Source organism: Amphritea sp. (genome assembly GCF_016744155.1).
In the GTDB taxonomy this organism is placed as follows: domain Bacteria; phylum Pseudomonadota; class Gammaproteobacteria; order Pseudomonadales; family Balneatricaceae; genus Amphritea.
Window position 1 is genome coordinate 130,857 of sequence record NZ_JADGEW010000003.1, and the last position, 24,926, is coordinate 155,782.

Sequence of the window (24,926 nt, forward strand, 5' to 3'; positions counted from 1 at the left end):
CAGACAATGACTGTTACAAGCCTCAAATTCTACTGCAAATTACTGCGTAATCTTTGCGTTCTAGCTTGATCCTTTTCATCGCTATTATCAGTTAGGGCAGGGCTTTCACTTCTCTACGTAACTTGCTTCTAAACTTACGACTAGCAACGAACTATCATTGCTAAATCATCGTTTAAATCCTGGTTATTGCACGTGCCTGCGTATCTGTTAAGTAAGCTTTCTTAGCTCCATTACAAACAAATACTTTACAAGTTATCGTATCGATCCCCTTCGTTGAAGCTTCATTGTGACCCCATTTTCTGTTTGACAGAATCATCACTAAATAATATAGTCCGTATAACGCACTTAAGTGCGTCATACGAACATTATAACAAATCTAAGAAAGGTTGCAGTCATGATGAAGAAAAAGTTACTAGCCGCTTGTGTCGGGTTAGGCATGATGAGTGGGTCATATCAGGCTTTAGCTGAGGACTCTAACCCCCATGGTTTTTTGGCGCGTTCATTGATCGGTGACTCGCTTGAGAAACATGGTATTCAGGTGCACGGTTGGATGCAGGCAGGCCTGATAGCAAACAACAATGATACTGATGATGTATCTAAACAGGCATTCTTTAACAGTGATGAAGGATTCAACCTGAATCAGTTTGCTCTGGTCATAGAGAAACCAGTGAAAAGTAATATTGTGTCCCGGGCAACGCCCACGCCGGCACCAATGCCCGAAGAGATGGATTGGGGCTTTAACATCACTACTCTTTACGGTAACGATGCTCAGTTCTTTAAAACCTATGGCCTAGATGAAGATTTTGAGATCAATGATCCGGCTGATGGTAATGAAGAAGCATTCAATATCGCTCAGGCATACCTTGAATTTTATATGCCGGTATTGGGTGGCTCTAATCTAATGTTGGGGTTGTTCCATACACCCCTTGAAAATGAGATTGGTTTCGCATTACCGGCACCTGCGCCTACAGAGTTTTATACTCATCCTTACTCTTTTATGCATGGTCCGGCTAAACACTTCGGTGCGTTGTGGTCTGCTAAGCTGCCGTCAGCACCGGGGGAAAATATCCTTGGTTTTGAACTGGGTGTCGTGCAGGGCTGGAACAACTTGCAGGATGATAATGGCGATCTGGATGTGATTGCTAACCTGCGTTGGCGCTCTCCTGATATGGCCACCTGGGTAGACTGGGAGAATATCTACGGTAACGGAGCAGCAGATAGCTATGCTGCCTGCGGCTGTGGTTCGCCTTTCCCAACAACGGCGACAGAAAAAGAGGACGCGACTCGATATGCAACTTATCTGACAGTATCCCAGGTGCTCGATCAGAATAACCGAATTGCTGTTGAGATGACTTACGGTAAGCAAGAGAAAGCCGCACTGAACACTGTCCTTAATGGCGTAACTGATGCTGAGTGGTATGGTGCAAATGTGAACTGGTATCACCAACTATCGCCTGGAGCCAGTTGGAATAGCCGGTTGGAATGGTTTAACGCGGAAGATGCTGCGCATGTGGTTATGACCGGTGCGGCTGCCGGCAAGGCTCCCTCAGAGTGGAGTACCGGTAGCTTCTATGCTTTGACGACCGGGGTTTCCTGGTTCCCACATCCAGCGGTGCGTATCCGACCTGAATTGCGTTATGACATGCAAGATAGTGATGGACCGGCTGCCTTTGCTAATGGAACCGAAGACACCCAGCTAACAGCGTCTCTGGATCTGACTCTGTATTTTTAAGTTTATAGCGAAGCCGACCCCCTTCCGGTTTCCTGCTTACTGATACAGAAAACCCGCCAATTGGCGGGTTTTTTTATTTGATCCGTTCTGAGATTAAGAAGGCAGGATGTCCTGAATGTCTCGGGCCGCTTTCTGCAGGCTCGGAAGAATCCTCTCAATGAGCTCTTCTTCACTGATTCTGGCGGCCTGAGTACCGACGTTAATCGCTGCGACAATCTGTCCTCTGGAGTTGCGTATAGGTACTGCAACAGACCTCAGACCTAGCTCCAGCTCCTGGCAAACGATGGAATATCCGTCGGTATGGACCTGTTTTAGGCTGTCTTTTATTTGATCCCGATCAATCAAGGTGAATTCTGTGTATTTCTTCAGTTGGGTGTTTTTCAGGATCTCATCGATCTCCTGATCACTCTTGCTGGCTAGCAGAACTCTACCCATTGAGGTCACGAATGCAGGTAGTCGGGTACCGACATTCAGAGTCACTGACATGATGTGATGGGTCAGGAAACGGGCGATATAAACCACGTCAAAACCATCCATTACAGATACTGAGCAAGACTCTCCTGTCTCATGGCTAACCCGCTCGATAAATGGCTGAACCGTATCAACAATGGGCTGTGAGGCCAGATAGGAATACCCCAGCTCAAGAATTTTTGGTGATAACCAGAATAGCTTGCTGTCACTTTCTACATACCCTAACGCGTGCAGAGTAAATAGAAACCGACGGGCGGTCGCCCGGCTCAGGCTAGTACGCTTGGCTACGTCTGTCAGGGTTAACCGGCCGTTCTCCTTATCGAAGGCCTGGATCACGGTTAAGCCTCTTGCAAGGGACGTAACAAAATCTTTCATCTCAGAAAGGCTTGACAAATCTTCGGTCATTGCTCAATATCCATACTAGTTGTTCGCATAGTGATATCTTAGTTCGCCAAGCGAACAAAATAAAGCTCAAAATATTACATATAACAAGAAATGGGCCCCTACAGCCCAAATCCGCAAGGAGAAGAACATGTCTGCTGAATATAAAACAGTCTTCGCATCCATTGATGACTACCGTAAAGGTGGTGTTCATTGCCTGAATGAAGATCCTAAGCGTTACGTATTTTCAAACTTGTACGAGGTAGCAGCTACCAACGCGCCCTATGATCGCATAGTCGTTGCTAAAAATCTGGATTATACCATCGAAGCGGCTCGTGCGGAGGGGACGTCTGACTGGATGGTGTGTGCCCATGATGAGTTTGTAGTGGCGATGGATTATGACGTAGAAGTGCACTTCGTAAAACTAGCAGACGACAGTATCGTTGATGAGGACAAAGATGGCTTCGTGACTCTGCAGGGCAATCCTGATGGTCAGAAAATGGGCCGTATTCTTATGACGCGTGGTCACCAGGCACTGTTGCCGGAAAAGACCGCTTATCGCTTTCACTCCAATAAGCCGGCAACCCTGATGCTGCAATCGATTCTCGGTGAAGAGACTATAGAGAAGTGGGCTGATATCTGCCTCAAGTGAATCCTGACTATAGCCAATCCAGTATAAGAATAAAGAGAGTTTAATCATGAATACCAATCTGAAACCGACAATTGATAATACCCAGACAGGTTATGAGTCTTTTAAAATCGGTAACTTTACATTCGATCGTGACGAGTACTTTGCTTACATAAGCTGCCCTAATGGCGAGCATATGATGTCGATCGACGCTTTTCTCCGTGCAATGATGCGTGATGTTGCCTGGGGCTTTTTCTATGGCACTGTTGCCTTTGATGATGTCTTCGGTACGACTAACCATTACGGCAATGTCGATGTGTTTATCGGATCTCAACATGCTGAGTGGACTAAAGCTGAGCGTGATTACCTGGAAAACTTTAAGTCTGATGAGCTGATGGATGTTTTCAAAGCTTTGTTGTCCGATTGGACCAATGAAGGCTTTGATCCATTCGCTGCGCCTCAGGAAACGGGTAATGCATGGGGTCGTAATAATGGTAATGAAGATAAACTGATCTCACGTCAGCGTGAGGTTGCCAAGCGGATGGTCGGTATCCCGGGTGATGCACCGCTGCGTAGTGATGAAAATGGCTATCCGGTTAATCGTGCTTTTGCCGATGTTGATCAGAGCCAACCGGTTATTGAAGCAGAGCCAGGCTTCGAAGGTGAACTACACGCTTATAACTTCTTCGCTTTTCTGTCGCGTTCTGATGTTACCTGGAACCCATCCATTGTTTCTGTCGTGCGTCAGAGTTTGTTTTGTCCTACCACTGAAGAATATATTCTGCCAATTGATCACGGAAATGACCGGGTTGAGTGGTTTATTCAGATTTCAGACGAGATTGTCTGGGACATTAAAGATGGTAAGACTAGTGCGCCGTTAGCCACCGTTACAATGCGTGCGGGTGATGTATCTGCACAACCTGCTGATATTCGCCACCAAGGTCAATCTCCAAAGCGTTCTATGTTGCTGGTTTGGGAAAATGGTTCGCCTGAAATCATGGATATGATTAAAGACGGTACCGTCCCAATCGTACCGGTAACTTTTTAATATAGGTAGCAACGCTATGCATATCCAAAACAAAATGCTGATTAATGGTGAGTGGGTTGATGCCCTCGATGGTGCAACTATTGATGTGGTTAATCCCCATGATGGTTCATTGATCACTAAGCTTGCAGAAGCTAAAGAAGCTGATGTGGATCGTGCAGTTGCAGCAGCAAAGGCAGCGTACCCTTCCTGGGGTGCGTTGCAAGCCTCTGAACGGGGTCATCTGCTGCTGAAACTAGCCGATAAAATTGAAGAGTGTGCTGAGGAATTGGCACAGCTGGAGTCTCTTGATACGGGGCATCCTATTCGTGATACCCGAAATCTTGATGTAAAACGAACCGCCTTTTGCTTTCGTTATTTTGGTGGTATGGCTGACAAACTGGAAGGTACAACTATTCCGGTTGAAGAGGGCTTCCTGAACTATACCAGCCGAGAGCCAATTGGTGTTGTGGGTCAGATAGTTCCCTGGAATTTCCCATTAATGTTTACCAGCTGGAAGATGGCGCCGGCATTGGCAGCGGGTAACACAGTCGTGATTAAACCGTCTGAAATTACGCCACTGTCTACTCTGCGTATCGCTGAACTGATGCTGGAAGTGGGTTTCCCACCAGGTGTAGTCAATGTGATTGTGGGCTATGGCCATACGGCGGGTGCGTGTCTTTCAGAGCATGAAGATGTGGGCAAAATCGCCTTCACGGGTTCCACCGCAACAGGTCAGCGTATCGTGCAGGCTTCGGCAGGAAACCTGAAGAAAGTTCAGCTGGAACTCGGTGGTAAAGGCGCCAATATCATCTTCGAAGATGCTGATATCCAGAAAGCTGTAGGCGGTAGCGCATGGGCGATCTTCCATAATCAGGGACAGGCTTGTATTGCCGGTTCCCGCATTATTATTCATGAAAGTATTGCCGATGAGTTTCTGGATAAGTTTGTCGCTCTTGCAAGCTCTATTCGTCTTGGAGATCCAAGTAACCCTGAAACTGAGATGGGTCCGCTGACGTCAAAATTGCACCAGGAACGTGTACTGGAATATTGCGAGATTGCACGTCAGGAAGGTGGTGAAATTCTGCTGGGTGGTAAGAAACCTTCCGACCCAGCGCTAGCAAATGGTTGTTATGTAGAGCCAACAATTGTTCGGGGCAAAGCGACTGATCGAATTGCTCAAGAAGAAGTATTTGGCCCCTTTGTAACTGTCATTACCTTTAAGGATGACGAAGAAGCCTTAGCGATTGCTAACGGTACTGAATATGGCCTTGGGTCAGGACTGTGGACTAAAGATATCAGCCGTGCACATAAATTTGCCCGTGAAATTCATGCCGGAATGGTATGGATCAACTGTTATAAGCGTGTTCATCCTGCCAGCCCGTTTGGTGGTATGGGCAAGTCTGGTTATGGCCGTGAAATGGGCTTCGAGGTGATGCGCGAGTACACCCAGGTTAAGTCTGTGTGGGTCAATATCGACGCTAAGATTCCACCTTTCTACCAGCGCTAAGCCAGTTTGAAGCAAAGTAACTTTAGAACGGAAAATGTTATGGCCAAGATAACAACATTAAAAGCCGCCGTTTCCGAGCTGATCGATAATGGTGATTCGGTAGCTCTGGAGGGATTCACTCATTTGATTCCTTATGCCGCTGGTCACGAAATAATCCGTCAGAAAAAGCAGGATCTGACCATTATCCGGATGACCCCGGATGTGATCTACGATCAGCTGATCGGCATGGGTTGTGTTCGAAAAATGATCTTTTCATGGGGAGGGAATCCGGGGGTCGGCTCGCTGTACCGGTTCCGCGATGCGGTAGAGAAAGGCTGGCCGCAGCCTCTGGAGATAGAAGAGCATTCCCACGCGGATATGGCAAATGCCTATGAAGCAGGGGCCGCCAATCTACCTTTTGCGACTCTGCGCGCCTACATTGGCTGCGATCTGCCGAAGTACAATCGTACGATTAAGCAGATTGAGTGTCCGTTTACCGGAGAGAAACTGGCGGCGGTACCTGCGATTCGACCGGATGTTACGGTGATCCATGCTCAGCAAGCTGACCGTAAGGGCAACGTGTTGTTGTGGGGCATTGTTGGGGTGCAGAAGCAAGCGGTTCTGGCCGCAAAAAAGGTGATCGTCACCGTGGAAGAGGTGGTTGATAAGCTAGAGCCTCATGCCAATCAGACGGTTATTCCCGGGTGGGTAATCGATGCGGTATGCGAGATTCCTGGTGGTGCGTTTCCTTCATATGCACAGGGCTATTCAACTAGGAATAACGCTTTTTACCAGCAATGGGATGTTATTGCCCGGGACAGGGAAACATTTTCTCTGTGGATGGAACGCCATGTACTTGATACTGAAAATTTTGCCCAGTTTAAGGACAGCATCGGTGTAAGGAGTGTGGCATGAATGCGCAGTATTCCTCTTCGGAGATGATGACAATTGCTGCATCCCGACTGCTGCAAAACGGACAGGTCTGTTTTGTCGGTATTGGTCAGCCAAGTGCCGCCGCAAATCTGGCCCGTCTTACCAGTACCCCAGATATCGTGCTTATTTATGAATCCGGCACCATCGGCACCAAGCCTGATGTTCTGCCTTTGTCTATAGGCGATGGAGAGCTTTCTGAAACGGCGGATCTGGTGGTCTCGGTACCTGAAATGTTTCGATACTGGTTACAAGGTGGTCATGTTGATATTGGTTTTTTGGGTGCTGCTCAAATTGACCGTTTTGCCAATATTAATACCACTGTTATTGGTGATTACAACAACCCAAAAGTGAGACTGCCCGGTGCTGGTGGAGCACCTGAGATAAGTACAAATTGTAAAGAAATACTGATTATTCTGAAGCAGAGTTCTCGGGCGTTTGTAGAGCAGTTAAGTTTCATCACATCACCGGGTTTTATGGAAGGCGGTGACTCTCGGGAAGAGGCTGGCCTAACCAATAAAGGGCCTGTAGCTGTCATTACGGACTTAGGTGTTCTCGAACCAGATCCAGTAACTAAAGAGCTGGTGATGACGCATCTCCATGATGGGGTCACGGTAGATCAGGCTCGGGAAAGTACCGGCTGGGATCTGAAGTTTGCTGATCACTTACAAACAACGGAGTTGCCGACTGATGAAGAGCTTAAGGTCTTGCGGGACCTCAATGAAAGAACAGCAAAAGCCCATGCGGGAGCTGAATAATGTTAGATTTTAATTATAACGCACTATCGGGTCGGGTCATTTTTGGTCCGGGCAAATTGTCACAAACAAGAGCCGAAGCCGAAGCGCTTGGTATGACTAAAGTGCTGGTTCTTAGTACGCCGCATCAGCGAGATCTGGCTGAAAATGTTGCCGACCTGTTGGGTGATCTGGTAACTGGGATCTACGATCAGGCGGTGATGCATGTTCCGGTTGAAACTATTGCCGATGTAATGGACGTCGTGAGTCAGTTGGAAATCGACGGCTGCGTATCTATCGGTGGAGGTTCTACTGTTGGTCTGGCTAAGGCAATTGCGCTGGAAAGCGGCCTGCCTATTCTGGCAATTCCTACTACCTATGCTGGTTCAGAAATGACCCCGGTCTGGGGTATGACCAAAGATGGTATTAAGACTACCGGCAGAGATCCCAGAGTTTTGCCTAAGACCGTGATCTACGATCCTGAGTTAACAGTGGGATTACCTGATTTTATCTCCGGGCCAAGTGGCCTGAATGCTATCGCACATTGTGTTGAAGCGCTTTATTCCGAAACCCAGAATCCGGTGACTTCACTGATGGCGGAAGAGGGGATTAGGGCGCTGGGAGAGAGTCTGCCGGTTATCGTAAAGCAGCCAGATAATATGGAAGCCCGGGCGAAAGCACTATATGGAGCTTGGTTGTCAGGCACTGTTCTGGGTGCTGTCGGTATGGCGATTCACCACAAGCTTTGCCATACCCTGGGCGGCAGCTTCAATCTGCCCCATGCAGAAGTGCATACGGTCGTTATTCCACATGCCACCTATTTCAATCGTGATCATGCACCGCAGGCAATGTCAGCTATTGGCAGGGCGTTGAATGTTGAAGCGGATGAAGCGGCAGGTGCCTTGTATGACCTTGCGGTAAGCATCGGTGCACCGGTGTCGCTGAAAGATATTGGAATGTTAGAAGGTGATCTGGAAAAGGCTGCAGATATTGCAACAACCAATCCATATTACAACCCGCGCGCGATAGAACGTGCCGGGGTGCGTGAATTACTAGAAAACGCTTATCGGGGTACTCGCCCTGGTAGCGAATAAATATGTAAACGGAGAAAGCTATGAAAGATAACAATAACAAGCGTCGCTTAGCTAATGGCCTTTCCCGCCGGAATTTTCTTAAAACATCCGGTGGATTAGTTGCAGGAGCTGCCCTCGTTGGCGGACTCGGATCAGCCCCTGCGTTTGCCAAACAACGTGTAATTAAGTTCGGCTATGTTACCCCACAAACCGGACCACTGGCCCCATTTGCAGAAGCTGACAACTTCATTCTGAACGGTGTTCGGGAAAAACTCAAGAACGGGATTCAGATTGGTAGCCGGACCTATCCGGTTGAGATTATCGTCAAAGATAGCCAGTCGAATCCCAATCGTGCGGCAGAAGTAGCTAATGAGCTTATTCTGTCGGATGAAGTTGATCTGATGCTGGTGTCTTCAACCCCTGAAACCACTAACCCTGTTTCAGACCAGTGCGAGATTAATGAAGTACCTTGTATATCGACAGTTGCGCCTTGGCAACCGTGGTTCTTTACCCGTGGTGGTAAGCCGGAGACTGGATTTGAGTGGACCTACCATTTCTTCTGGGGATTGGAAGATGTGGTTGAGAACTACACCAATATGTGGGACAGCCTGAACACGAATAAAGTCGTTGCGGGTCTGTTCCCTAATGATGGTGATGGTAATGCCTGGGGTCATAAAGAACTTGGCTTCCCACCTGTGCTGGCGAAGAAAGGCTTTACCCTGGTGGATCCGGGTCGTTTCCAGAGTCTGACTGATGATTTCTCAGCCCAGATATCTGCTTACAAGAATGCAGATGCTGAAATTGTTACTGGAGTGGTTATCCCACCGGATATGACAACTTTCTGGTCTCAAGCTAAGCAGCAGGGATTTAATCCGAAAGTTGCGTCGATCGGTAAGGGTATCTTGTTCCCATCGTCTGTTGAGTCGCTTGGCCAGGCTGCTCATAACCTTTCAACAGAAGTGTGGTGGAGTCCGAATCATCCATTTAACTCTTCTCTCACAGGGCAAAGCGCTCGTGAAATTGCAACCGGTTACACACAGTCAACGGGTAAACAGTGGACTCCGCCACTCGGTTTTACCCATGCGTTATTTGAATTGGCTGTGGATATTATGCAACGAGTTGACTCTCTGGGTGAAGCTGAAGCGATACGTGATGCTCTGCTGGCAACCGAACTGGATACAGTTGTTGGTCCTATTAGCTGGAAGAATGGTCCGGTGAAAAATGTGGCCAAAACTCCTCTGGTTGGTGGTCAGTGGCGACAGGGAGGAGACTTTATGTATGACCTGGTGATAACCAACAACCAGACGGCTCCGATGATTCCTGTAGCCAGTGATATGCAGCCGCTTTCTTAACACTGTAATCGTTGCTCCGTAGCCCGTCCGGGTAACGGAGAAGCAACACTATTCCCTCTGTTCTGACAGTGCCCCAGGTACCGTCAGCGGGAAAGTGTTGCCTGATGACGAGGTAATAACATGCAACAAACACTGCTTGAATTAAATGATGTGCACAAGAGCTTTGGCTCTTTTAAGGTGACGGATGGTATGAATCTGGCGCTGGATGAAGGTCAGGCTCTGGGCATTATCGGACCCAATGGTGCCGGTAAGAGTACCCTTTTTAATCTGATCGCCGGTGGTTTGAAACCGGATCAGGGGACGGTTGCTTTTGATGGTAAGGATGTCACTCAGCAACCGGTACATCAACGTTGCCATGCGGGTATTGGCCGTTCTTATCAGATCCCTCATCCGTTCGCTAATATGTCGGTTTTTGAAAATCTACTGGTAGGTGCTGCGTTTGGTACTCGCCGGAGTGAAGTTGATTGCTACGACGGCTGTATCGAAATACTACGTCGTACCGGGCTGCTGAAGAAAGCTAATAAGCCGGCGGGGTCTTTGACCTTGCTTGAACGGAAGAGGCTCGAAATGGCCCGGGCGCTGGCGACTGAGCCAAAATTACTATTGCTGGATGAAATTGCAGGCGGTCTGACCGAGCAAGAATGTCTGGCGCTGGTTGGCACGATTCAGGATATCCATGCAGCAGGCACCACGATTATTTGGATCGAACATATCGTTCACGCATTGCTCTCTGTAGTCGGTCGTCTGATGGTGATCGATTTCGGTAAAAAACTGGATGATGGTGACCCACAAGAGGTGATGGATAACCCTAAAGTTCAGGAAATTTACATGGGGATCAGTGCCGAATGAGTAGATTAAAAATACAAAACCTTACCGCAGGGTACGGTGACTTTCAGGCTCTTTTCGGAATCGATCTCGAGCTGAATGCAAAAGAGACCGTTGCCATCATAGGTTCAAATGGTGCGGGTAAATCAACATTTATGCGCTCTATCGCCGGCTTACTAAAAAACGCACCGGATGCGGTGCAGTTCAAAGGCGAGAACATAGGTGACCTACCCGCTAATAAAGTAGTTGAAAAAGGCATCGCTCTGGTACCTGAAGGTCGACGCCTTTTTCCATCGCTTTCGGTGGAAGAAAATCTACTAATGGGTGCCTATAGCAAACGTAAAGGCCCCTGGAATCTGAATCGTATTTACGAGCTGTTTCCGATTCTGAAAGAGAAAAGAAATAATCCGGGTACCGCGCTCTCCGGCGGTCAACAGCAGATGGTCGCGATTGGTAGAGCGCTGATGTCGAACCCTGAATTGCTTCTGTGTGATGAGATTAGCCTAGGTCTGGCACCAACCACTGTTAAGGATATCTATAAGGCGTTTCCTGCAATTCAGGAAGATGGCACCACGGTATTAGTGGTCGAACAGGATATCAATCAGGCGATGGCAGTATCAGACCGCATTTATTGTTTTCAGGAAGGACGGGTATCCCTCGAAGGTAAGCCCGGTGAAGTGAGTAAGGATGACATTAAAGCTGCATATTTCGGGATGTGATTTATGGATTGGGTAAATACGATAGTACAAGGGGTCCTATTGGGCGGCCTGTACGCAATGTTTGCAACCGGACTGTCGTTAATGTTCGGTATTATGCGCCTGGTTAATATCGCCCATGGCGATTTTATTGTCCTGGCGTCCTATCTGGCGTTAGTGGTGGTTACCAGTCTTGGTTTGTCGCCGTTAATCAGCTTGGTAATCGTGGTGCCGCTAATGTTTGTGATTGGTTATGTGCTGCAGCGCTACCTACTTAACAAAACTCTGGGTGATGACATTCTGCCTCCTCTGCTAGTGACTTTTGGTATGTCAATTATTTTGCAGAACGTGTTGTTGGAAGTCTTCAGTGCAGATAGTCAGAAGCTCTCAGCCGGTGCTCTGGATATCGCCAGTATTACTGTCAGTGATCAGCTGAGTGTTGGCGTAATGCCGCTGATAGTCTTTATTAGTGGCGTGGCGATTGTGGGTGGTTTGCAGTTTCTGTTTTACAAAACTGAGCTGGGTCGCGCATTTCGCGCAACATCAGATGACCAGGATACAGCGCGCCTGATGGGAGTGAATAATTCTCATATCTTTGCTCTGGCAATGGCAATTGCCATGGCGGTTGTTGCTATAGCCGGTGTATTCCTGGCGATGCGTACTAACTTTGACCCAACCGTGGGTCCTGCTCGTCTGCTGTATGGCTTTGAAGCGGTAATTATCGGTGGTCTGGGTAGTCTCTGGGGGACGCTTGCTGGTGGAATTATCCTTGGTGTTGCGCAGGCAGTGGGTGCTCAGATAGATCCGGGCTGGCAGATTATGACCGGTCATATTGTGTTCCTGGTGATCTTGATTTTTCGTCCCCGAGGACTGTTTCCTAGGAGTGTGGACTAATGAATACGCAAATGAAGACAGAGCAATTTTCAGTGGTACGAAATACCACTACTAGCAGGGGTGCGGCTGTTGTAACAGCGATGATACTGATCGCTCTGATCTCTGTTCCATTCTGGGCAGGGCGTGCAGATCTGCGGATGATCATTGAATTCGCCTATTACCTGTCGTTGGCACAGATGTGGAACCTGCTGGCAGGTTATGCCGGTCTGGTTTCTATCGGCCAGCAGGCCTTCGTTGGACTGGGCGGTTATATGCTGTTTGTGCTGGCGATCTATTTTAATGTACCGCCGATAATGGCTGTTTTTCTATCGGGCCTTATTGTCGCACTGTTTGCCATTCCCACCGCTCTGACCGTATTTCGGTTACGTGGAGCCTATTTTGCAATTGGCACATGGGTTGTAGCTGAAGTGTATCGGTTGGGCTTTGCTCAGGTGACAACGCTGGGTGGTGGTTCGGGTCAGAGTTTACCGGCAAGCATCGTGCGCGAGATTGGTAGTGGTCGTTCTGAACGGGAGATGATTATCTACTTTACGGCACTGTTTATTGCGGTGGCATCGATTGGACTGGTGTATTGGTTACTACGTTCTAAGCACGGTTTATCACTCACAGCCATTCGTGATTCAGAAGCGGCTTCGGATAGTCTTGGAGTAGATATCTTTAAGACTAAGCTGGCTGTTTATGTGATTTCTGCTGGTATTACAGGTGTTGTTGGCGCACTTATCTTCCTACAAAAATTACGTATCTCCCCTGATGCTGCGTTTAACTTGCAGGACTGGACCGCGGCGGTAATCTTTATCGTGGTGATCGGCGGTATTGGCACTATTGAAGGTCCGATTATCGGCACGTTAATCTACTTCATTCTGCGGGGTGTATTGGCCGATTATGGTTCTGTTTATATGATAGTTCTGGGTGTTGTTGCTGTCGTTATGATGCTTAAAGCGCCACAGGGTGTTTGGGGATTTCTATCGAAAAAGTACGATTTGCATCTATTTCCTGTTCATCGTCGTCTTAAAGCTAAAGATGAACTGGAGTAAATAAGTATGCGTGAAGTCTATATCTGTGATGCTGTTCGAACACCGATAGGTCGATATGGTGGCGCGCTAGCTGGTATTAGAACTGATGATCTTGGTGCTATACCTATTAGAGCGCTGATGCACCGTAATCCTGGAATAGATTGGGACGACGTAGATGAATTGATTTATGGCTGTGCGAATCAAGCAGGTGAGGATAATCGTAACGTTGGTCGTATGGCACTGCTATTGGCGGGCCTTCCTGTCAGTGTACCAGCAACGACAGTTAATCGTTTGTGTGGCTCTGGCATGGATGCAGTGGGCATTGGAGCAAGGGCGATTAAATCAGACGAAGCTGATTTAGTTATTGCTGGAGGAGTGGAGTCGATGTCGCGGGCTCCATTCGTTATGGGAAAATCTGAACAAGCCTATAGTCGCGAACCTAAGGGTCTTTATGACACTACGATTGGGTGGCGTTTTATCAATAAAAAAATGGCATCTGAATACGGTGTGGATTCAATGCCGGAAACGGCTGAAAATGTAGCAGAGCAATTCAGTATCAGCCGGCAAGATCAGGATAGATTTGCGTTAATGAGTCAGCAGAAAAACGCTGCCGCTCAAGCGCGTGGGTTTTATAAGAATGAAATTGTACCGGTACATATTGCGCAGCGTAAAGCTGATCCTATTACGTTTGATAGGGATGAGCATCCGCGGCCAGATGCTACCTTGGAACAACTGACCCGCCTTCGCGCCCCATTTCGTGAAGGGGGATAGGTAACGGCGGGAAATGCCTCAGGTGTTAACGATGGAGCTTGTGCGCTGATTCTGGCTTCTAAAGAGGCGGTTAATAAATACAACTTAAATCCGAAGGCCAAGGTTATCTCTATGGCTACTATCGGCGTAGAACCAAGAATCATGGGGTTTGGCCCTGCGCCGGCAATAAAAAAATTGCTAAAACGTACTCAGATGACTTTGGAGCAAATTGATCTGATTGAATTGAATGAAGCTTTTGCTTCTCAATCATTAGCAACTTTGAGGGATTTGGGAATTGCCGATGATGATCCCCGGGTTAATCCCAATGGTGGCGCGATCGCTCTTGGCCATCCGTTGGGCATGAGTGGCGCCAGGCTTATAACAACAGCCATTAATCAGCTGGAATCTTCCGGTGGAAAATTTGCAATCTGCGCTATGTGTATTGGTGTGGGCCAAGGCATTGCCACTTTAATTGAGAGAGTATAAAACAACTTTCAGGAGTAAGACTGATGAGTATTACTGAGCAAAACTTAACAGATATTGTTGTATCCACTTTGAACTCCGATGACCCGCGACTCAATCAGGTGATGGAGAGTCTGATTCGTCACTTACATGGCTTTATTCGTGAGGTTGAGCCCAGTGATGAGGAGTGGATGGCAGGTATTCAGTACCTCACAGAAGTTGGGCAGATGTGTAACGATGTCCGTCAGGAATATATTCTGCTATCAGACACTCTCGGCGTTACCGTACTGAAAGACAGCCTTAATAATAAAAAGCCTGAAGGTGCAACCGAGGTCTCAGTGCTGGGCCCATTTTATCGCGAAGGGGCTGAGGTGATGCCATTGGGCGCTAGTATCTCTCGCGGAGAGAATGATGGTCAGCCTTGTGTTGTTCGTGGTCGAGTAACAACCCCGGATGGGACGCCTATTGCAGGAGCTGTCATGGATGCCTGGCAGGCGGCCAGTACAGGGTTCTACGAACAGCAGGATGAAAACCAACCAGAGATGAATTTGCGTGGTCGGTTTAAGACTGATGAAAACGGTTACTACCATTTTAAAACAGTTAAACCTAAAAACTACCCGATACCAGGTGATGGGCCTGTTGGAAAAATGCTGGACGCGGTTGGTCGACATAACTACAGACCTGCTCATATCCATTTCATCGTCTCAGCAGAAGGTTATGAGCTAGTGATTACTCAGTTCTTTGATGCTACGGATGAATATGTAACCAGCGATGCCGTGTTTGGTGTAAAAGAATCGCTGCTGGTGGACTTCCAGGAAGTCACCGATCCTGCGCAGGCTGCTGAACTTAATCTGCCTGTTGGTGGTTGGTTAGTGGAATTTAACTTTGGCCTTAATCCGGAATAAAGCGATGTATTTTGTAGTTTTTGCAACGGATAAACCGGGTATGGCACAAGCCAGAGCCGAAGCCCGGCCAACACACCGGGAATATCTTCGCCAGCATGACCATCCGGTTCGTGTACGGGTGGGTGGGCCAACATTCAATGCCAGTGCCGAGCAGATGAACGGCACTATGCTGGTTATTGAAGCGGATGAGATCAAGCAGGTTCATGAGTATCTTAAAGACGATCCTTATCAAGCAGCTGGTATATTTGAATCGATAGAGGTGCGTCCCTGGTCATGGGGCTTAGGATTGCCGGAGGAGTGATTTATGAAAACATGGCATCTTGAGCGTAATGCACCTGAGACTGGAACCCGGCTTTGTCGTGTCGATGAGGTGTCGGAAGATGAGGTCGTTGAATTTAAGTTCGGTGACAATATCAAGACCTTGTTTCGAATGTTTGTTTATAACGATCAGGGCCAGTTACGGGCGTATATGAATGTTTGCCCGCATTTCAATGTGCCTCTTAATGTCAGTCCCGGTGAAATGTTCACCTCTGATCGTGCCCAGTTCATGTGCTCGATACACTATGCCAAGTTTAACCTGGACGATGGTCACTGTACTGATGGCCCCTGCGAGGGGCTCGGATTGGAGGTAATACCACTGGATATTATCAACAATGAAGTGTTTGTCGGGAATGTGGCATAAGTAGGTTTTTAACCCGTTTCTGGTTTGGTCTGAACCAGTGATAGTCAGCTGCTGAAAATATCAGATCTTTACCCAAACCGAGCCAGATACCCAGGCTTTAGGTTTTTAGCCGGCTCATCCCGAATGATTTGCCGGCATTTTTTTGAGGTGGTTATGATCAATGTCCAACAGCTTAGCCAATTGAACACAGGATGCCTGCCGGGACTGATTGGTTTAGACATACTTTCGGCCACGCCTGATCAGTTAATTAGCGAGCTTGTTATAAGAGAAGAACTGCTTGCGCCTAATGGTTATCTACATGCGGCGACAGTCATCGCCTTGGCAGATACAACTTGCGGTTATGGCACTCGGCTACACTTGCAATCAGGGCAGGGCTTTACCACGCTGGAGCTAAAGTCCAATTTTTTGGGGACTGCCAGAGAAGGCGTTATCCGTTGTATCGCAACGCCGCGTCACCTAGGGCGAAGTAGCCAAGTTTGGGAGGCGGAAGTAGAGGATATTCAAGGCAAAACACTGGCGTTGTTCCGTTGCACTCAGATGATCCTTAATGTTTCAAAAAAGGTAAGAGCCGATGACTGAAGGATGGGAGTTCTGGAGTATTGCGGTGATCGGGGTTCTGATAACGGGTATTTCAAAATCAGGCTTTGCCGGGGGGATAGGTGTTATCACGGTACCACTGATGGCTCTGCAGATTGGGCCACTCCGTGCTGCGGCATTAATGCTGCCGCTACTGATTATTATGGATATTCTCAGTGTTCGAGCCTGGTGGGGTAAGCAGGTTAAAGCTTTGTTATGGTTGTTGCTGCCACCGGCGGCAGTAGGTATTGGCATTGGATATCTGCTGTTCGATTATTTGAATGATCAAATCTTGCGCATGATACTGGGCTGGATGTCGATCTTATTCGGCCTGTGGGGATTATTGAAGGGGATGAAACTGGGACGATTCACTTCTCCATGGGTTGGCCGGGTTTGTGGTGGTGTCGCTGGATTCACTAGCTTTTTAGCTCATGCTGGAGGGCCTCCACTTAACTTCTATCTGATCCCACAGCAGCTACCTAGGGAGAAGTTTCTCGCCACTGCGGTTCTGTTTTTGGCATCGATTAACCTGATGAAATTAGTGCCCTATATAGCACTGGGGCAAATTAATAGTGATAACCTGGTGATTGGAATAGTACTAGCTCCAATTGCCTGGCTGGGGGTAAAGCTGGGGCTAAAGATCCAACATCTGCTTAGCGATGTACTGTTTTATCGCATTATCCTGGTTCTGCTTATGTTGGTCGGTATAAAACTGATCACCGATGCCATCTAAACAATACCTCTAAAGGGCAAGAAAGAAAAAACACCCAGCCTGCGGGGGGAAATGAGCAAGCCGGATACATAAAGTATGAAAGTAAGTTTAATCAGTTAGCTGCTTAGGCACTTAGTTTTTGTGCCAGAGTTGCTACGTGATTTCCTTGGAAACGGGCCATTTCGAGTTCTTTCTCTGATGGACTACGAGAACCATCGGCCCCCGCAATGGTTCCAGCTCCTAAGGGGGAGCCTCCTTTTACTTCGGAAATATCAGTCAGTTCTCCGCAGCTGTATGGCAGGCCAACAACCACCATTCCATGGTGGAACAGGGTGGTATGGAATGACTGAATTGTTGTCTCATTACCCCCGCCGGTACCTGTACTGGTAAAGACGCTGCCAACCTTGCCAATCAACGCGCCGTTCATCCACAGTCCACCGGTTTGATCGAGGAAGTTACGCATCTGGCTGGCCATGTTGCCAAAGTGGGTTGGTGTTCCAAAGATAATGGCGTCGTAATCTGCTAGTTCATTAGGGGTAGCAATAGGAGCGGTCTGCTCTAGTTTTATACCAGCATTTTTAGCTGCATCTTCAGGCATTAATTCCGGCACGCGTTTGATAGTGACTTCAACACCTTCGACGGATGCTGCGCCTTGTGCGATGCTCGCTGCGAGCGTTTCAATGTGGCCATAAGATGAATAATACAGAACTAGAACCTTGCTCATTGCAGGTCTCCTTTTATCTTTGTTAAAAAGTGCGTTGATAAATCGAGTAAACATTAGGTTTATCTCTTGTTGAATGCTTTAACTTTGCTTCAGCGGTTTGTTTTGAGTGTGCTGCTTTATCAGGGGAGCTCAAACAACAGAGCCTCAACCTTGTTAGGTTCAGTAAAACTCAGTATTTCTTCCTTTTTTATGGTCGCCCCATCACCTGACTGCACAGTGGTGCCGTTAACCTTAATCGACCCCCTGGCAATATGTAGATAGTAAGTTCGCCCCTTAACCGTGGTAAAACTACTGTCTTTATCAGACTGACTGAGTTTATAAATTCGTGTGCTTTGACGAATTGACAGAGAACCTTTTTGGCCATCAGGCGATACAATCAACGTGATTCCCTGACTATCACCGAAATTATTTTGCTGGTAGCTGGGCTTAGCACCCAGCTGATTTGGTTGAATCCAGATCTGTAAAAAGTTCAGGTGTTGGCTTTTTGACGGGTTGTATTCACTGTGCCTGATGCCGGTTCCTGCGCTCATCACCTGAACGTCACCCGCCTTGAGGATGGAATGAAAACCCATAGTATCTTTGTGTTCGATACTACCTTCCAGGATATAACTGATAATTTCCATGTCCCGGTGAGGGTGGGTGCCAAAACCGGTGCCCGGGCTGACCCAGTCATCGTTAATCACCAGAAGTTCTGAAACTCCCATATAACGGGGGTCATAATAGTTAGCGAAGGAGAAACTATGTTTAGTTTCAAGCCAGTTGTATTTGGCGTATCCGCGTTCTTTACCCGGGCGTAATGTGATCATGTGGTTTCTCTTAACGGCAGTGGAAGGCCTGATGAAATCAAGCTTATTCCGATAAGGTGCTCATGCGACGGTCGATCGATATTGCACCGGCACCATTGAAGGCTAGGGCAACAGAGATACTGAAGAGTGCCAGGCCAAACTCGTAGCCGTTGTTGCTCATAAACAGGCCGTTGCTTATATGTACGCTAAAAATCGCTACCAACATTGTGAAGGCCAGTACTACGGCAGCAGGTCGGGTCAGCAGACCAAGTAACAGGGCGATACCGCCGAAGAATTCAGCACTGCCTGCGCCAAGTGCCAATAGGTAACCAGGCTCAAGGCCGATAGAAGCCATCCACTGACCTGTGCCTTCCAGGCCGTAGCCTCCGAAAGCACCGAATAGTTTCTGAGCGCCGTGGGCCGCAAAAATAATGCCGGTAGGGATTCTAAGAGCCAGCCCGGTCAGGCTGCTGTTGGTAGAAAGAAGACGATTTAAAAGGTTACTGTTCATGGGTTATTTCCTATATATTCAGTATTATTGATTTATGCAATTACTATAAATTAATAGAATTTATAAAAATAACGGGGAATTTTGATTTAATTGATCAAAATATTTGAACTATGTACTCACCGATCACTATAGATGCGCTCCGGACACTGGATGCGATTGACCGACGCCGTAGTTTTGCCGCTGCTGCCGAAGAGTTATACCGGGTTCCTTCCGCTATCTCTTATACCATCAGTAAGCTGGAAGAAGACTTGGGGGTAGAGCTGTTTGATCGTTCCAGGCGTAAGGCTGAACTGACAGCAGTAGGCCGACTGATACTGGAACAAGGGCGACAGATTTTGGTGGCGACCGAGGAGTTGACCGCGCTTGCAAAACAGACCGATGAAGGGTGGGAAACCGAGTTGCGGATCTGTATTGATAGTCTTATTAACTGTGAGCCTGTATATGATTTGATTGAACAGTTTCAGAAGCTTCAACCTCGTACAGAATTGCGTTTGACGGAGGAGGTGTTGGGCGGCAGTTGGGACGCTCTTAATTCCGAGCAGTGTGATCTGGTGATTGGCGCGGAAGGCGATCCACCGTCGCAGGGGTTTGGTATTCATCTGCTTGGGCAGGTGGAGTTTGTGTTTGCTGTTTCGGCTAGTCATCCATTAACCGATATGCAGCAACCGATCTCGTTACAAGCGATTCAGGATTATCCGACAGTGGTGGTAACAGATAGCTCCCGTTATCTTCCGGTCCGCTCTACTGGACTACTTGATGGTCGAAGTCGTATTGCGGTCTCTTCGATAGAACACAAAATTGCTGCTCAAATACGAGGCCTGGGGGTTGGCTACCTTCCTAAATTCAGGATTAAAAAAGAGTTAGAAGAGGGCAAGTTGAAGCAACTAATGTTGGCGGAAACTCGTTCCCCCAGATCGATATCCATTGCCTGGCGAAATACGAGTAAAGGCAAGGGAGTGCAATGGTTTGTCAGTCAGCTTCGGCAGATGGTATTTGATCAGGATTCTGGATTACAGCGACCTAAATAAAAAGAACGGGCCATAGGCCCGTATAAAAAGCTGAGGAGATCAGCAAGACAGTGATAAGACAATTGAATTAGTGACTGGCAGGGAGTGAAAGAATTTCCCGGGCTTGAGCGGGCGTTGCAACGGTACGACCATATTCAGTGGTCAGTTCTGCAACTCTGGTAACTAACTCTGCGTTGCTGCTAGCCAGACGGTCTTTATCAAATCGCAGATTATCCTCCAGACCTGTGCGGCAATGTCCGCCTAGTTCCAGCGCCCAGTTATTCAACGTTAGCTGGTGGCGACCGATACCGGCAGCAGTCCAGGTAGCATCGGGTAACACCTTGTTAAGCTGCTCAATTTGGAATTTAAGTACTTCTTTATTGGCGGGTAAAATTCCTGGCATGCCCATAATGAACTGAACATGCACAGGGCTTTTCAGCAGCCCCTGTTTGACCATTTTTTCTACGTTATAAAGCATTGACAGATCGAAAGCTTCAATCTCTGGTTTGATGTCATACTCCAGCATCTTTTTTGCAAGCTCATCGATAAGCAAAGGATGGTTTTCATAGATCATCCCAGGAAAGTTAACCGATCCTGTCGAGAGTGACGCCATTTCAGGCCGGTGATGTAGCATGCCACCGCGTAGTTCGCTTTCACGTCCCCGTCCTCCGGTAGAAAACTGAACAATCATGCCTGGGCAATGTTTATTAATACCATTCTTGAAAGCAAGGAATCGTTCGGGGTCTGATGAAGACTGGCCCTGATCTCCACGCACGTGTACATGGACAATTGTCGCACCTGCTTCAAAAGCTTCCTGGGTTGACTCTATTTGCTCAGAGACTGAAATAGGGACAGCCGGGTTGTCTTTTTTCTGTGGTAAAGATCCGGTAATGGCAACGGAAATGATACAGGGCTTGGACATCATGATTTCACTCTTTGATTAACGGCTTACAAAAATGGGTTCGCCATACGAATTAAAGTTCGTTATACGGATATTAGTTCGTTATACGAACTAGGTCAATAGGTGTTGCTCTCTTTTTTAAGTCTGGATGGGAGAAGGGTGAGGCCTGAATGAGTAATAAATTGAGGCTGTAGGAATAGCCGTTCATGATTCTGCAGGATCAAAAAAGGAGTTTGCTGAGACTACTTTATCGGGTTAGCGGGGCGCTTATTTAGGCAAGGATTCGTGTGGAGATCTTGTTCTCAATATGCTGCTGCGGAGGGATTCAGCCAATGTCCTCATACTTACAACTGAAAGTAAGTATGTGACGTCAACCCCGTGGTATTTCATTATTGGCCGAGTGGTTTGTAAGGAAAATTTCTCCCACATGAAGCAAATCTAGTATTTGTTTTTGCTATTTATATTTAGTTTTGATGTTATTTTTCCTATACTAACTTGGCTAAGGCAGAGTATGTCTATCAATAAATCACAGGTCATCGAAAATGAATTTTACCTTAAAACAGCTGCGCTACTTTGCTAAGGCCGGTGAATTTGGCAGTGTTACCAAGGCAGCTGAAGCGTTACATGTCTCGCAACCTTCGATATCTTCTGCGGTGCTGCATTTAGAGGAGGTGAGTGGGCTGCAGTTATTTATACGTCATCATGCCCAGGGATTGACCCTGACTCCTGCTGGGCGGCAATTTATTATTAAAACTAAACAATTGCTTAATGATGCAGAGGGATTAGGGCGTTATGCGGACATGCTGGGAGAAGATATTGCCGGTACACTGCGCATTGTAGGGTTCCCCACTTTCACACCGATGATGCTGCCGTCGTTGATGAAAAAGTTTATTGAAACCTATCCCAAAGCCAGCATTCAGTGTGATGAGAGTCATCAGCAGGATATTATTCAGAGTCTGGTTGCTGGTCGGCATGAGCTGGCACTGACATATGACTTACAGATACCTGCGGAGATTGATTTTGAGCCGATAATGGAATTTCCTGTGTATGCGGTATTGGCCCATGATCATCCGCTGGCTCAGCGGAAGGAACTTGACTTAAAGGAGTTGGCAGAATATCCGATGATCCTGTTGGACTGGCCGGTGACTCGTGAGTATTTCATCTCTCTGTTTATGAGTCAGGATGTTGAACCTAATTTTGCCTACCGAGCTCAATCTCAAGGTATGGTGCGTGGGTTGGTTAGCAACGGTTTAGGTTATTCCTTGTTTAATGCGCCACTGGTCAATAATAAAGCGTTGGACGGCTCTGAACTGCAAGCGATCCCATTGACTGGTAATCTGCGCCCGCTGCGCCTTGGCGTGGCTAAAATTTCTCAGTTGCGGCTCACTCCTGTGGCTGAGGCTTTTATAAAACTATTGAAAGAGCGTGCGGCAGAGCTGGCAGCTTCTGTCTCTACAGACGAACGTTTTTATCGACACCTGGACTAATCTATAGCTTTCTCTGAGATTAGCAGTGAGTAAAACCGGGTGGATGGTGCTTAGGTACCATAAAAAATTAGTTATGCAGTAATGCTTTTACAACTGTTGTGTTTTTTGCCAGGCAATTTGTCTGGCTTTTTTATGCCTGCTTGTCAGGTACTTTCCTTAGTTATTAAATCGTTTTAAAACTCTCTGCATAGAAAAATATAATCCAATAGTAATTATTTTAATATTTTACATATGCAGTGGCTCTTTCTAGTCTGGATAGGTAAAAGTTCGTGAATTTTGTGCGAGCAGATCTAAACAAATTTATCCCGTAGCTAAAGTAGTACGCAGAGTAAAAAATGAACACAAATAATAAAAAGCTTATTAAAACAGTTTTACAGTGCGATAGTTTGGAGGCTCCAGAATTCAGTGCGTTACTGAAACTATGCGTTGTCAGTGAAATTAAAAAGGGTGAGCCAGTCAAGGCAGAAGGTAGCGCTGAACGGTTATTGATCTTATTGGCGGGAACCTGCCAGAAAACTGAATTGGGCTATCAGGTTGAGTTAACCGGCCCGGTGCTCTGTAACTCTCTGATTCTGTCTGCGCGCAGGGTAGTACAGGACAGTTTTTGGGCTGTAACCGATGCCACTATACTGGATATCGATCGTAATCAGCTGCTTCAGTGGTGTGAAGTTTCGACGGCAACTGCCGCAATAGGCACGGTGCTATTGAAACTGGAAAGGCAGCGTCAGAAATTTACCGATCTGGGAATGAACGTTAAGTTGGTGCGCCGGGAAAAAGACTTGCTGGGTGAGCGGGATGTTCCTCAGTCAGCGTTATTTGGTGTGCAGACCTTACGTGCGCAAGAGAACTTCGAAGTTACCGGCATTAAACTGAAGCATTTTCCTAAGTTAGTTACTGCTTTGGCGATGGTGAAAAAGGCCGCCGCTAAGGCAAATAATAAACTGGGTCTGTTGAATGATATTCATAGCGGTGCTATCTGCCAGGCTTGCGATGAAATTATTGCCGGTCAGTGGCATGAACACTTTGTTGTTGATGTTATCCAGGGCGGCGCTGGTACTTCAACGAACATGAATGCCAATGAAGTTATTGCTAACCGTGGTCTTGAGATTCTGGGGCATGCACGGGGGGATTATCAGTATCTTCACCCTAATAATCACGTCAATCTGTCTCAATCTACAAATGACGCTTATCCGACCGCTATCAGGTTGAGTATTCTACTTAGTCATCAGGAATATGTATCTGCGTTGTCAGGACTTTGTTATCAGCTTAAGCAGAAATCCGTTGAGTTTTCTGACGTAGTGAAAATGGGTCGTACACAGCTACAGGATGCCGTTCCTATCACTCTGGGGCAGGAGTTTGGTGCCTGGTATTCCACTATGAAAGAGGATATCGAAGAAGCTAAGAGCGTGGTCGAATTCTTCCGTGAGATTAACCTGGGAGCTACCGCTATTGGTACCGGTATCAATACCGATCCTGAGTATTCTAGTCTGGTAATTGAAGAGCTTTGCCACATCTCAGGTAAAGAGATGATCCAGGCTGGGAATCTGATTGAAGCGACCTCCGATATGGGCGCTTTTATTACTTTCTCGAGTGTTGTGAAGCGTAATGCGGTTAAGCTATCTAAAATATGTAATGACTTACGTCTGCTTTCCAGTGGCCCCCGGGCCGGCCTTCAGGAGATCAATCTGCCGCCGATGCAGCCGGGCAGTTCGATTATGCCGGGTAAAGTTAATCCAGTGATTCCTGAGATGGTCAACCAGGTAGCTTTTCAGATCATCGGCAATGATATTGCGGTGACCATGGCCGCAGAAGCCGGTCAGCTACAGCTAAACGTAATGGAACCTGTTATTGCATTTAACGTGCTTCAGTCGCTGCGATTACAGATTCGGGCAGTGAATACATTGGCCGATAAATGTATTAAAGGCATAACGGCGAATCGGGATCATTGTCTTGATGTTGTGAATAACAGTATTGGTATTATCACGGCACTCAACCCTTACATCGGCTATGAGAATGCCACCCGGGTTGCCCAGCAGGCAATTGAGAATAACAACAGCGTACGTGAACTGGTATTAAAAGAGGGATTGTTAACTAGTGATGAACTGGATGACATTCTCAGTGTTGAAAATATGACCGCCCCGCGCCGAGTACGTCAGAGTGCGGTGAATAATAATGCTGTCTGA

25 protein-coding genes and 1 pseudogene are annotated in these 24,926 nt (G+C 47.3%); 21 read left to right on the plus strand and 5 right to left on the minus strand.

Features of this window, described 5'->3' with window-relative positions:
* Nucleotides 1–394 precede the first annotated feature (394 nt).
* Complete coding sequence (locus tag QZZ54_RS04340; RefSeq protein WP_290699352.1) at nt 395–1,732, plus strand: outer membrane beta-barrel protein; 1,338 nt, start codon at nt 395–397, stop codon at nt 1,730–1,732.
* 93 nt (nt 1,733–1,825) lie between these two features.
* Here QZZ54_RS04340 and QZZ54_RS04345 read toward each other — a convergent pair whose 3' ends face one another.
* The gene (locus QZZ54_RS04345; protein ID WP_290699355.1) at nt 1,826–2,608 is read right to left on the minus strand and encodes an IclR family transcriptional regulator; all 783 of its coding nucleotides are present in this window, start codon (nt 2,606–2,608) and stop codon (nt 1,826–1,828) included.
* Nucleotides 2,609–2,735: 127 nt separating this feature from the next.
* On the opposite strand from QZZ54_RS04345, the gene QZZ54_RS04350 reads away from it, so the two are divergent.
* The 17 genes and pseudogenes from QZZ54_RS04350 to QZZ54_RS04430 all read left to right on the plus strand — a co-directional run bounded on the left by QZZ54_RS04350 (nt 2,736) and on the right by QZZ54_RS04430 (nt 17,349).
* Nucleotides 2,736–3,236, plus strand: coding sequence for a hypothetical protein (locus QZZ54_RS04350; protein ID WP_290699358.1), 501 nt, complete (start codon nt 2,736–2,738; stop codon nt 3,234–3,236).
* Between the two features lie 46 nt (nt 3,237–3,282).
* Nucleotides 3,283–4,260: a hypothetical protein gene (locus QZZ54_RS04355; RefSeq protein WP_290699361.1), complete on the plus strand. Its 978-nt coding sequence runs from the start codon at nt 3,283–3,285 to the stop codon at nt 4,258–4,260.
* A gap of 16 nt (nt 4,261–4,276) precedes the next feature.
* A complete protein-coding gene (locus QZZ54_RS04360; protein WP_290699364.1) occupies nt 4,277–5,746 on the plus strand; it encodes an aldehyde dehydrogenase family protein in 1,470 nt (489 codons plus the stop codon).
* 39 nt (nt 5,747–5,785) lie between these two features.
* Entirely contained in the window at nt 5,786–6,640 is an 855-nt protein-coding gene (locus QZZ54_RS04365; protein WP_290699367.1) for a CoA transferase subunit A, read from the plus strand.
* Nucleotides 6,637–7,413 carry a CoA-transferase subunit beta gene (locus QZZ54_RS04370; RefSeq protein WP_290699370.1) on the plus strand — a complete coding sequence of 259 codons (777 nt, stop codon included), beginning with the start codon at nt 6,637–6,639 and terminating at the stop codon, nt 7,411–7,413. Before QZZ54_RS04365 ends, QZZ54_RS04370 begins: the two co-directional genes overlap by 4 nt.
* Nucleotides 7,413–8,483, plus strand: coding sequence for a maleylacetate reductase (locus QZZ54_RS04375; protein ID WP_290699373.1), 1,071 nt, complete (start codon nt 7,413–7,415; stop codon nt 8,481–8,483). The genes QZZ54_RS04370 and QZZ54_RS04375 overlap by 1 nt, the downstream gene beginning before the upstream one ends.
* A gap of 20 nt (nt 8,484–8,503) precedes the next feature.
* Nucleotides 8,504–9,814, plus strand: a complete 1,311-nt coding sequence (locus QZZ54_RS04380) for an ABC transporter substrate-binding protein (RefSeq protein WP_290699377.1) — start codon at nt 8,504–8,506, stop codon at nt 9,812–9,814.
* A gap of 120 nt (nt 9,815–9,934) precedes the next feature.
* Entirely contained in the window at nt 9,935–10,663 is a 729-nt protein-coding gene (locus tag QZZ54_RS04385) for an ABC transporter ATP-binding protein (protein ID WP_290699381.1), read from the plus strand.
* A complete protein-coding gene (locus QZZ54_RS04390; protein ID WP_290699384.1) occupies nt 10,660–11,358 on the plus strand; it encodes an ABC transporter ATP-binding protein in 699 nt (232 codons plus the stop codon). The genes QZZ54_RS04385 and QZZ54_RS04390 overlap by 4 nt, the downstream gene beginning before the upstream one ends.
* A gap of 3 nt (nt 11,359–11,361) precedes the next feature.
* On the plus strand, nt 11,362–12,228 hold the full coding sequence (locus QZZ54_RS04395) for a branched-chain amino acid ABC transporter permease (protein ID WP_290699387.1): 867 nt from the start codon (nt 11,362–11,364) through the stop codon (nt 12,226–12,228).
* A complete protein-coding gene (locus QZZ54_RS04400) occupies nt 12,228–13,262 on the plus strand; it encodes a branched-chain amino acid ABC transporter permease (protein WP_290699389.1) in 1,035 nt (344 codons plus the stop codon). Before QZZ54_RS04395 ends, QZZ54_RS04400 begins: the two co-directional genes overlap by 1 nt.
* Before the next feature lie 6 nt (nt 13,263–13,268).
* A pseudogene (gene pcaF / locus QZZ54_RS04405) lies at nt 13,269–14,477 on the plus strand (3-oxoadipyl-CoA thiolase).
* 23 nt (nt 14,478–14,500) lie between these two features.
* A complete protein-coding gene (locus QZZ54_RS04410) occupies nt 14,501–15,358 on the plus strand; it encodes an intradiol ring-cleavage dioxygenase (RefSeq protein ID WP_290699393.1) in 858 nt (285 codons plus the stop codon).
* Between the two features lie 4 nt (nt 15,359–15,362).
* A complete protein-coding gene (locus tag QZZ54_RS04415) occupies nt 15,363–15,659 on the plus strand; it encodes a YciI family protein (protein ID WP_290699396.1) in 297 nt (98 codons plus the stop codon).
* Between the two features lie 3 nt (nt 15,660–15,662).
* Complete coding sequence (locus QZZ54_RS04420) at nt 15,663–16,040, plus strand: Rieske 2Fe-2S domain-containing protein (protein WP_290699399.1); 378 nt, start codon at nt 15,663–15,665, stop codon at nt 16,038–16,040.
* 153 nt (nt 16,041–16,193) lie between these two features.
* A complete protein-coding gene (locus tag QZZ54_RS04425; protein WP_290699403.1) occupies nt 16,194–16,619 on the plus strand; it encodes a PaaI family thioesterase in 426 nt (141 codons plus the stop codon).
* Complete coding sequence (locus tag QZZ54_RS04430; protein WP_290699406.1) at nt 16,612–17,349, plus strand: sulfite exporter TauE/SafE family protein; 738 nt, start codon at nt 16,612–16,614, stop codon at nt 17,347–17,349. The genes QZZ54_RS04425 and QZZ54_RS04430 overlap by 8 nt, the downstream gene beginning before the upstream one ends.
* A 103-nt stretch (nt 17,350–17,452) precedes the next feature.
* On the opposite strand, the gene wrbA is transcribed toward QZZ54_RS04430, so the two are convergent.
* From wrbA to QZZ54_RS04445, 3 genes are all read right to left on the minus strand, one after another.
* Nucleotides 17,453–18,052, minus strand: a complete 600-nt coding sequence (gene wrbA, locus QZZ54_RS04435; protein ID WP_290699409.1) for an NAD(P)H:quinone oxidoreductase — start codon at nt 18,050–18,052, stop codon at nt 17,453–17,455.
* Between the two features lie 119 nt (nt 18,053–18,171).
* Nucleotides 18,172–18,858: a pirin family protein gene (locus QZZ54_RS04440; protein WP_290699412.1), complete on the minus strand. Its 687-nt coding sequence runs from the start codon at nt 18,856–18,858 to the stop codon at nt 18,172–18,174.
* A 43-nt stretch (nt 18,859–18,901) separates the two neighbouring features.
* Nucleotides 18,902–19,348 (minus strand): DoxX family protein, encoded by a 447-nt coding sequence (locus QZZ54_RS04445; protein WP_290699415.1) that lies wholly within the window; start codon nt 19,346–19,348, stop codon nt 18,902–18,904.
* A 110-nt stretch (nt 19,349–19,458) separates the two neighbouring features.
* Between QZZ54_RS04445 and QZZ54_RS04450 the strand changes: the two genes are divergently transcribed.
* Nucleotides 19,459–20,376: a LysR family transcriptional regulator gene (locus QZZ54_RS04450; protein WP_290699418.1), complete on the plus strand. Its 918-nt coding sequence runs from the start codon at nt 19,459–19,461 to the stop codon at nt 20,374–20,376.
* A 67-nt stretch (nt 20,377–20,443) separates the two neighbouring features.
* Here QZZ54_RS04450 and QZZ54_RS04455 read toward each other — a convergent pair whose 3' ends face one another.
* Nucleotides 20,444–21,280, minus strand: coding sequence for a 3-keto-5-aminohexanoate cleavage protein (locus QZZ54_RS04455; protein WP_290699421.1), 837 nt, complete (start codon nt 21,278–21,280; stop codon nt 20,444–20,446).
* Nucleotides 21,281–21,798: 518 nt separating this feature from the next.
* Between QZZ54_RS04455 and QZZ54_RS04460 the strand changes: the two genes are divergently transcribed.
* The gene (locus QZZ54_RS04460; protein ID WP_290699424.1) at nt 21,799–22,743 is read left to right on the plus strand and encodes a LysR family transcriptional regulator; all 945 of its coding nucleotides are present in this window, start codon (nt 21,799–21,801) and stop codon (nt 22,741–22,743) included.
* A 335-nt stretch (nt 22,744–23,078) separates the two neighbouring features.
* Complete coding sequence (gene aspA, locus QZZ54_RS04465) at nt 23,079–24,926, plus strand: aspartate ammonia-lyase (RefSeq protein WP_366645059.1); 1,848 nt, start codon at nt 23,079–23,081, stop codon at nt 24,924–24,926.